Consider the following 9903-nt stretch of genomic DNA (forward strand, 5'->3'; position numbering starts at 1 on the left):
AATATTTAAAAGTCTGGCGGTCTTAGCCAGTTGAAACCGTGGTATTAGTCTCAAAGAATGAAACATAAGGAAAACAAGTTCATTGTCAATTGAAAAGTCTCACATATAACGAAGAACAGGAGAGGATTACATTATTCTCTCTTTTTTTGATATTTGAATCACAGAGAATGTACCCATTTTCAACAATACAATCCTTTACAGTTAATTTAAGGGAAATATCATCCATTTCTTACTTTAGGGTATGGAAGTGAAGCAATTCTATGGTGAATGGTTTTATAGTAATAAAGATCATTCTAGTAATGTTTTAAAACTCCTCTAAAAAGGATTTTCCCATTCTTATGTTTACACTACTTTAGAAAACAGCATGTTTTTGTAACCCCTTCCATGTTTGTTGTTGTATTTTAAAACTTTTAGGTATAAAATGGAAATATATAAAATGGGATGAAGAGGGGATGAAGCATGTCTAAGAAAAAGTCCGATACTCTTTGGGCTAAGAAAAAGGAAGAAAATGGTAGATTTTTTTGGTTACCCTTGTCTCAGCATCTAGAAGATACAAAAAATATAATTGGACTTCTCTGGGAGCATTGGTTAAGTGAGGGGCAAAAAAAACTGATTGAGGATTCTCTGGATTCAGTAACACATGATGGCGGTTTAGGGAAACGACTTGCACAATTTTTAGCTGCTGTTCATGATATCGGGAAAGCAACTCCAGCCTTTCAAACTCAAAGAGGATTTGCAAATTCAGATGATTTGGATATTCAACTATTAGAAAAATTGGAGCAGTCAGGATTTACTAAAATTAGTTCACTTCAACTATCATCACCAAAAAAGAGTCATCACAGCCTTGCAGGTCAATATTTGCTATCTAGTTATGGTGTTCAAGAGGATATTTCGACTATTATTGGTGGACACCATGGACGACCGATTGATACGATTGAGGATGTAAAAAATCAAGGGAGCTATCTTTCAAACTATTTTCAAAATGAAAGTAAGGAGAGTGCTATCCATAAGAATTGGGATTTGGTTCAAAAAGAAATCTTCAACGGTGCTTTAGATGAGTTGGGGTTTGACTCTGTGAGAGAGCTTCCTAGAATTAAACAGCCTGCTCAAGTTATCTTATCAGGATTGCTGATTATGGCTGACTGGATCGCTAGTAATGAGTACTACTTTCCTTTATTAAGTGTCAATGAAAAAGAGGAGGTAGATAAGTTAAGACGCCTTCAAGATGGGTTTGAAAGGTGGAAAAAAACTAGTTTGTGGCAACCTAAATATATCTCAAAACCAGATAGTCTTTATAAGGAAAGATTTGGATTTGAACCTAATAATGTTCAATCAACCTTATCTCATGTTATTACTCAAATATCTAAACCTGGGATTGTAGTTCTAGAAGCACCAATGGGGTTAGGGAAGACAGAAGCTTCATTGATTACAGCAGAGCAGTTAGCTACTAAGACGGGAAGAAGCGGTCTTTTTTTTGGTTTACCAACTCAGGCGACATCGAATGGGATTTTTAATCGTATTGAAAAATGGGTTGAAAGTTTAAAGGATGATTCTGAAGACATACTATCTATTCAGTTGGTACACGGGAAAGCAGCTCTAAACGAAGATTTTTTAAAACTTAAAGCTAATACATTTAATTTTGATGATATAGAAAATGGTAGCGTTATCATTAATGAATGGTTTTCTGGGAGAAAGACTTCGGCTTTAGATGATTTTGTAGTGGGGACTGTTGATCAGTTCTTAATGTTAGCATTGAAACAAAAACATTTAGCTTTGCGTCATCTAGGTTTTAGTAAAAAGGTTGTTATTATTGATGAAGTTCACGCTTATGATGCTTATATGAGTCAATATTTGATGGAGGCGATAAAATGGATGGGAGCCTATGGTGTTCCGGTAGTCATTTTGTCAGCGACATTACCTTCTCAACAAAGAGAAAATATCCTTAAAAGCTATATGTCTGGGATGGGGATCAAATGGCGAGATATTGAAAATACGGACCAATTAAAGACAGACGTTTATCCTTTAATCACTTATAATGATGGCTCAGAGATTTATCAAGTTACAACATTCAATAAGCAAAACATAAAAGACATTCACATCATTCGTTTACAAGAAGAGCAGTTATTGGGAACTGTTAAAGATGCCCTTGAGGGCGGTGGAGTAGTTGGAATCATTGTCAATACAGTGAGAAGATCCCAAGAGTTGGCAAGAAACTTTTCGGAAATTTTTGGAGATGATATGGTGGAATTACTTCATTCCAGTTTTATTGCGACCGAAAGAATCCAAAAAGAGAAAGAATTATTACAACAAATCGGAAAAAATGTAGACCGTCCACATAAGAAAGTTATCATTGGAACTCAGGTGATTGAGCAATCCTTGGATATTGATTTCGATGTGATGATAAGTGATCTGGCACCTATGGATTTGCTAATACAACGTATTGGACGACTTCATCGACACCAAATAGAACGGCCTCAAAAGCATGAAATAGCTAGGTTTTACGTTTTAGGAACTTCCCAAGAGTTGGATTTTGAAGAAGGAAGTAGTTTTGTTTATGGTGATTATCTGTTAGCCAGAACTCAGCACTTTTTACCAGATATCATGAGATTGCCAGATGATATTTCACCATTAGTCCAGAAAGTTTATAGTCCAGATTTTACAATTGAGTTTTCAAGTCAGGAATTTCAGCAAAAATATTTAGATGCTAAGACGGAGCATGATGTCACGATTAAGAATAAGGAAACAAAGGCAAGAACATACCGTATCAATGATCCTGTCTTAAAAATATCGAGACATAGAAACAATAGTCTGATTGGTTGGTTGAAGAACCTGCATCCAAACGATAGTGAAGAAAAATCTAATGCTCAGGTTCGTGATGTTGAAGATACAATTGAAGTGATTGCTTTAAAAAAAATGTCTGATGGCTATAGCTTATTTATTGAAAATCAAGATATATCTCAGAATATTGATAATCCTTTGGTCGCTAAAAAAGTAGCACAAAATACTTTACGACTTCCTATGAGTTTATCCAAGGGCTATAATATCGATCAAACTATTGAAGAGCTTGAAAGGTATAACAACAGCTATTTAAGTCAATGGCGAAATTCATCGTGGTTAAAAGGAGCTCTCGGGATTATTTTTGATGAAAACAATGAGTTTATTCTCAATGGGTTTAAACTCTTATATGATAAAAAATATGGGATTACAACGGAGAGGTTAAATAAGAATGAGTCGATTTAATTTACTAGATGAACCCTGGATTTCTGTCGTTTATGATGAAAAAGGAACAACAAAAGAAGTTTCCTTGCAGGAATTATTTATAAATGCTCATCAGTACAAAGATTTAGCAGGAGATACAAAAACGCAAGATTTTGCTGTGCTGCGAGTTTTGCTGGCTGTGTTACATACTGTCTTTTCACGCTTTGATGCAGATGGTAATGTCTATGAGTATCTGGCAGTAGATGAGCGGTTTAAACAAATTGAGCCTGTGGAAGAATCTGATATTGCTGACTATCAGGATGATTTATATGATACATGGAAAGATCTTTGGGAAAGTGGTAAGTTCCCAGACATTGTTAGTCATTACCTAGAAAAATGGCGGGATCGCTTTTACTTATTTGATAAGGAATATCCATTTTTTCAAGTTAGAAAAGAGGATATTGTAGCAGACAAAATTAGTAAAGCAAAAGCAAGCAGTATCTCTGGGAAAAATATCAATAGAACGATTTCAGAGAGTGAGAATAAGTTAGCCTTATTTTCCCCAAAGAATGGTAAAAATAAAGAACAACTGACTGCTTCCGAAGTTACACGATGGCTTTTAACTTTTCAAGGGTACTCAGGATTATCCGATAAAGTTATTTTTGGAAAAGAAAAATATAAAGTGTCAAAGGGCTGGTTGTTTGATATCGGGGCAGTTTTTATACAGGGAACTTCTTTATTTGAAACGCTGTTACTAAATTGTATCTTGCCATTCTATGACCATGGTAATTTAGAAAGTATTCAATGTCCCTGTTGGGAATTTGCTAGTTCTGATAATATTAATCGCTATTTGTTTGGTAGTGAATGTACAGATTTAACTAATCTGTATACGATTTGGAGCAGAGGGATTTATATTGATCCAGAATATGATTTAAATAAGCCTTTCTCTTTTGAGATTGTAAAATTACCCGAAATTAATCATCGGGACAATTTTTTAGAGCCGATGACAACATGGAAATATAATACTACAGGAGAAAATAAAGATAGCTATACTCCTAGGAAACATCTCTTGAATCAATCGTTGTGGCGGTCATTTGGTTTGCTAGCAGTAGAAGATAGAACAGGGCACTTTAGAAAACCGGGAATTATTGATTGGCTCGGAGATATAGGTGACATAATAGGAAATAGATTATTTAATATTATTTCCATTAGTATGCAGGATGATGGAAATGCTACTTCATGGCTTCCAACTGATGAAGTTATTGACTCTATACTTATCAATGATTTAGTTTTGGCGGATTTTAATGAGAGTGGTTGGGTACCACGTATTAATGAGGTGGTAGAAGAAACAAAAACTGTCATTTCCAAAGTATATAAACGCTATATAGAGGAACTAAAAGAAATCAGGAATATCTCAAACAACAATTATACTAATCAGATGGTTGAAATGCTCTATTTCAAAATCGATCACCCTTTTCGAGAATGGTTATCCAGTATCCTACCAGATGATGAAAAGGATCCTAAAATCAAAGAATGGAGAGATTTGCTGAAAAAAATGGTTAAAGCTGAAGCAAAGAGCATCTTAGGTCACGGAGGAACTAGGGACTACCTCGGCATTGAAAAAGATGGTCGAATAAAAAATATTGCAACTGCCTATAATTCATTTGAATATTTGCTTCATCAACAATTAAAATAGGAGGTGTGTGTGTTGGAACAATCCAAACAGACAGTTGGTTCTGTCACAAAAAGAATTATTAGACAATTGAGTTATGAGTTGGAGTCACCATTGAGTAAAGCCGCACTGGCCAAAATTAGAAAAACGTTGGGTAAACCCTTGAGCGATGCAACAGATATCTGGCCGATTTTATTTGAGCATTTACCAGAGGAGTTCGTCAATTCATACCAGCAGCCTAGCTATGAGGAGTTAGCGATTTATACAGCTATCCAATTTTACGCCTTACATCAACAAGGAACTTCAACCAGTGTGATGTTAGATGAGCCCGATACTTATCAAAATATCGGTTCTGCTCTTAGTCAACTTCGAAAAGGAGATGACACGACAGCCATTGACAGAAGGTTCAATGTTATGATTACATCATCAACTTTTGAAGAGTTGATCTACCATTTACGCCACATGATGATGTTGCTCAAAACAAAGTCTCCTGCTACAAAGGTTGATTATGCTAAGTTAGCTGAAGACTTGTATTGGTTTTTAAAAAATGTACAAGAAAATCTTCGCCTAAATTGGGCAAGATCATATTATAAACAAATCAAAGGAGAAAAACACAATGACAACTAACCAACGCTTATTTTTAGATATTCATGCTATACAAACCTTACCACCTTCAAATATGAATAGAGATGATACAGGTAGCCCAAAGACTGCTCAGTACGGTGGCGTAAAAAGATCGCGCGTGAGTTCTCAAGCTTGGAAGAGAGCTATAAGAGACTATTTTAATACTTATGGAGAACAGTCAAATGTCGGTGTCCGAACAAAAGACATTGTAAGGTATGTTGCGGGTAAAATTGTAGAACTAGATAATTCTATCAGTTTTGAAGATGCACTAACCAAAGCAGATACAGTCTTGATAGCTACTGGAATTAAGAAAAAAGGTAAAGTCAAGGCACTTTACTTTATGGGGGATAGACAAGCTGAGAAATTAGCTCAAGCAGCCTATGAAAATCTGACTGATAAAAAGGAACTTCAAAAACTAGCTAACTCAAATCCAGCCATTGATGTTGCTATGTTCGGTCGAATGGTAGCTGAAGATCCAGTTCTAAACGAGGATGCTTCCTCTCAAGTTGCTCATGCTATTTCAACACATGCTGTACAAACTGAATTTGATTTCTTTACTGCTATTGATGATTTAGCTCCAGAGGATAATGCAGGTGCAGGTATGCTGGGAACCATCGAATTTAACTCTTCTACGCTCTATCGTTATGCCAATGTTGCGATTCATGAATTATCAAAACAACTAGAGGATGAGAAATCCTTAAAGAACAGTTTGAATTTATTCATCGAAGCATTTGCAAATTCCCTCCCGACAGGAAAAGTGAATACTTTTGCCAATCAAACTTTACCGCAGGCTCTAATCGTTTCTTTGCGTGATGATCGTCCTGTTAATCTTGTCAGTGCTTTTGAAGAACCAGTTAAATCAACAGATGGTTATGTGGCGAAATCTATTGAAAAACTGTCTAAAGAGTATACAAGAGTTGAAAAATTCGTGAATAAACCACTTTTGACTTTCTATGTGACTTTGGATGAAAATGAGAGTTTAAAACAAATTGGTGAGGAAAAATATTCAGTTTCAGAATTATTAAAAGATTTTTCGGAAACCTTAGAACAATTCCTCAAAAAATAGGTGAATGGCATGAAGACTATTTTGTTGAAATTTGCTGGTCCTTTGCAATCTTGGGGGACAAGTTCACATTTCGAAACAAGACATACGGATTTTTATCCTTCTAAGAGTTCTGTTATTGGGTTGATTGCTTCAAGTCTAGGATATCGTCGAGACGATGATGAAAAAATTGTTCGTTTAAACGAGCTGGATTTTGCAGTTCGAGTGGATCAACAAGGAAATTTACTCAGAGATTTTCATATTGCACAGAAGTATACAGAAAAAGGAAAGTTTGAACGAAATTATGTCACAAATCGTTATTATTTAGAAGATGCTGTTTTTGTAGTGGCTCTTTCTCATAATAATGAGCAGTTTTTGGAAATGATTTTACAAGCTTTGAGAAATCCCTATTTCCAACCATTTATGGGAAGAAGGGCTCTGCCGTTGACTGCAGATTTTATCTTAGGTGAAACTGAGATTGGAGCAGTTGAAAGTTTGAGAACTCTTGAATGGCAAGCTTCACCATGGTTTATGAAGAGAAAGTTTATGGATGCCGTAACTTTAGAAATCTATTCTGATAGACATTTAACCGATAGAGGTATTTATCAATTGAGACAAGATGTTGTCAAGTCTTTTTCACAAAAGGGGAGAAGATTTGGCTATAGGTATGAAACTAGAGAACTGGTTCAAGTTCGGAATTCGTTTCGAGATAAAAATACGGCACATGATGTTTTTAAGAGTATAGGAGATTGATGGTATGTATATCTCAAGAGTAGAAATTGATCGGACCAATCGCCGAAAAATTAGGCGCTTAACACATATAGGCGCATATCATGCTTGGGTAGAAGAGAGTTTTCCAGAAGAAATGGAACAATCTATTCGAACAAGAAAATTATGGCGTATAGATCGTATCCAAGATAAAGATTACCTGATTATTGTTAGTAAAAATAAACCTGATTTACAAGGATTAGAAAAATATGGGGTTGCTGGTAGTGCTCAAACCAAGGATTATCAACAATTTTTAGATAACATCTATACTGGTAGCCGAATGAAATTTCGAGTGGTGCTTAATCCAGTTATTTCCTTAGTATCACCAGATAATCTTAAAAGAGGTATTGTAAAACCTCATATTACGAGTGAACATCAGATGAATTATCTAGTAGAACGCTCTGACAAAAATGGATTCTCACTGATAAAAGAAGATTTTTCAATCGTTGAACGTGGTTATGAGGTGTTTAAAAAAGCTGTTAAACCTATCCGATTGATAAAGGTTGTTTATGAAGGGGTCTTAACAGTTAGTGATGCAGATCTTTTTAAGAAGCTTTTGACTGAAGGAATGGGAAAGAAAAAAGCATACGGTTTTGGTTTAATGACCGTTATTCCATTGGGAAACGAATCATGGTAAAAAAAAGTGGAACGAAGAAAACATCTCTGCGAGAACTTCCTAAAATAAGTGATCGTGTCAGCTTTATTTACGTAGAACAGTTTTTCCCGCACACGCGGGGGTGATCCTACCACTGCTCTTGCGATATTCTTTGCCAATCTGTTTTTCCCGCATACGCGGGGGTGATCCCGTGACTTTCCGTTTGGTGACTGATTATAGCCTATTTTTCCCGCACACGCGGGGGTGATCCCGGTGCAGTCAGCATCCTTGTCATTTTGGCAGGTTTTTTCCCGCAGAAGCGGGGGTAATCCTAACACGATTGACATTCCCATATTGAGTCAAATGTTTTTCCCGCACACGCGGGAGTGATCCCACAATTCACTTGTACGAACGGGGTGGATATCCGTTTTTCCCGCAGAAGCGGGGGTGATCCCAAGACTCTTACCATCTTCAAGATGTCTGATATATTTTTCCCGCACACGCGGGGATGATCCCAAGACCAGGATAAGCAAATCAAGGCACTTGAAGTTTTTCCCGCACACGCGGGGGTGATTCTACGATTGAAGATAATAAGAAAGAAACAAGTAAGTTTTTCCCGCATATGCGAGGGTGATCCTGGGTCTAAGAAAATGACCTTTTGAATGGTTGTGTTTTTCCCGCAGACGTGGGATTGATCCCATTTGCTTCTGACCGTTGAAATAGAAACCGTGGTTTTTCCCGCAGAAGCGGGGGTGATCCTGGGTATAGTAAAGAGGGCTTTTTAATGCCTTTGTTTTTCCCGCACATGCTGGGGTGATCCTGAGGGCTTGGTCATCGGTAAGAATGACGGTAGGTTTTTCCCGCACACGCGGGGGTGATCCCATGATTATGACTATCAATGACCATGAGGGTGAGTTTTTCCCGCATACGCGGGGGTGATCCTACGCAAGACGTTTCAAGTGCTGCAATCCTTACGTTTTTCCCGCACACGCGGGGGTGATCCTGATAGAAGCCGATTGGGTTTGACTGCTCCACTGTTTTTCCCGCAGACGCGGGGGTGATCCTTAAGTTCACTTCTTAAAAAAGATGAAGAATTGGTTTTTCCCGCACACGCGGGGGTGATCCCAGTATTTTTAGCAACTTTAGCTTATCAATGGAGTTTTTCCCGCACACGCGGGGATGATCCTATCCTGGATACAGGAATTGAACTGGCTTTCATGTTTATTTTTCCCGCAGACGCGGGGGTGATCCTGTAGACACATCTACAAGCTGGACAATCCCTCTGTTTTTCCCGCAGACGCGGGGGTGATCCTGTAGACACATCCACAAGCTGGACAATCCCTCTGTTTTTCCCGCAGACGCGGGGGTGATCCTACAGATGCTTGTATTCGCTTTATGGAAGTTATGTTTTTCCCGCAGAAGCGGGGGTGATCCCTGATTATCTAGCCCCATCTCATAGATGGCCCAGTTTTTCCCGCACACGCGGGGGTGATCCTCCACCAATTTTTCCTTTGTAGCCATCAAGCAAGTTTTTCCCGCAGACGCGGGGATGATCCTATCCACGTTTACTCTATCCTTAAACAAGTCAAGTTTTTCCCGCACACGCGGGGGATTGACTACATAAAATGAGATATAAGAAAATCTCCCTATTGAAAACTGGTAAATTAGAGATAGGAGTGTTTTTTTATAGGAAAAAAGCATATTTTGTGTCAAAGAAGACATCTTACATAACAAAGGAGAAGACAAGTAAATCGAATGAAGTCATCATGGAGACATTTGGTAACAATAACATCAGTTGGGTAAAAAACTTGTAGCAGAGTATAAGAAAATTTGTCTTGCATCTGTTTTCTTAGAGATTTTCAGAACTAAATGCTCAACATTTTTTGATTGGAAAAACGAGACTAAAATCCTTAGCTCAGATTATCGTTTCTATCGGTCTCGCCCAAAACTTTGCGGCCCTCAAAGCCTTGGTGAGTACGGGCATCCAGCAAGGTCACATGAAGT

Annotated in this window: 6 protein-coding genes and 1 pseudogene; all 7 read left to right on the forward strand. The window is 37.6% G+C overall.

The genetic code is table 11. The features are described 5' to 3' along the window. Nucleotides 1-459 precede the first annotated feature (459 nt). Nucleotides 460-3240, forward strand: coding sequence for a CRISPR-associated helicase/endonuclease Cas3 (locus GMD5S_RS0209860; protein WP_000038364.1), 2781 nt, complete (start codon nt 460-462; stop codon nt 3238-3240). Continuing rightward, complete coding sequence (locus GMD5S_RS0209865; RefSeq protein WP_000086038.1) at nt 3227-4894, forward strand: type I-E CRISPR-associated protein Cse1/CasA; 1668 nt, start codon at nt 3227-3229, stop codon at nt 4892-4894. The genes GMD5S_RS0209860 and GMD5S_RS0209865 overlap by 14 nt, the downstream gene beginning before the upstream one ends. A 9-nt stretch (nt 4895-4903) precedes the next feature. Beyond that, nucleotides 4904-5497 carry a type I-E CRISPR-associated protein Cse2/CasB gene (gene casB, locus GMD5S_RS0209870; protein ID WP_000893380.1) on the forward strand — a complete coding sequence of 198 codons (594 nt, stop codon included), beginning with the start codon at nt 4904-4906 and terminating at the stop codon, nt 5495-5497. Then, on the forward strand, nt 5487-6560 hold the full coding sequence (gene cas7e, locus GMD5S_RS0209875) for a type I-E CRISPR-associated protein Cas7/Cse4/CasC (RefSeq protein ID WP_000210568.1): 1074 nt from the start codon (nt 5487-5489) through the stop codon (nt 6558-6560). The genes casB and cas7e overlap by 11 nt, the downstream gene beginning before the upstream one ends. A gap of 9 nt (nt 6561-6569) precedes the next feature. Then, on the forward strand, nt 6570-7289 hold the full coding sequence (gene cas5e, locus GMD5S_RS0209880; RefSeq protein ID WP_000849181.1) for a type I-E CRISPR-associated protein Cas5/CasD: 720 nt from the start codon (nt 6570-6572) through the stop codon (nt 7287-7289). 4 nt (nt 7290-7293) lie between these two features. After that, nucleotides 7294-7941, forward strand: a complete 648-nt coding sequence (gene cas6e / locus GMD5S_RS0209885; protein WP_000275970.1) for a type I-E CRISPR-associated protein Cas6/Cse3/CasE — start codon at nt 7294-7296, stop codon at nt 7939-7941. A 1865-nt stretch (nt 7942-9806) separates the two neighbouring features. After that, nucleotides 9807-9903: pseudogene (locus GMD5S_RS10665) on the forward strand (hypothetical protein); the annotation flags it as partial.

The sequence above is a fragment of the Streptococcus sp. GMD5S genome (assembly GCF_000298715.2).
Classification (GTDB): domain Bacteria; phylum Bacillota; class Bacilli; order Lactobacillales; family Streptococcaceae; genus Streptococcus.

Excerpts from the sequence above, each read along its gene's own strand:
- GMD5S_RS0209865 (WP_000086038.1), top strand. The coding sequence starts at position 3,227 with ATGAGTCGATTTAATTTACTAGATGAACCCTGGATTTCTGTCGTTTAT.
- GMD5S_RS0209860 (WP_000038364.1), top strand. The coding sequence starts at position 460 with ATGTCTAAGAAAAAGTCCGATACTCTTTGGGCTAAGAAAAAGGAAGAA.
- cas6e (WP_000275970.1), top strand. The coding sequence starts at position 7,294 with ATGTATATCTCAAGAGTAGAAATTGATCGGACCAATCGCCGAAAAATT.
- cas5e (WP_000849181.1), top strand. The coding sequence starts at position 6,570 with ATGAAGACTATTTTGTTGAAATTTGCTGGTCCTTTGCAATCTTGGGGG.
- cas7e (WP_000210568.1), top strand. The coding sequence starts at position 5,487 with ATGACAACTAACCAACGCTTATTTTTAGATATTCATGCTATACAAACC.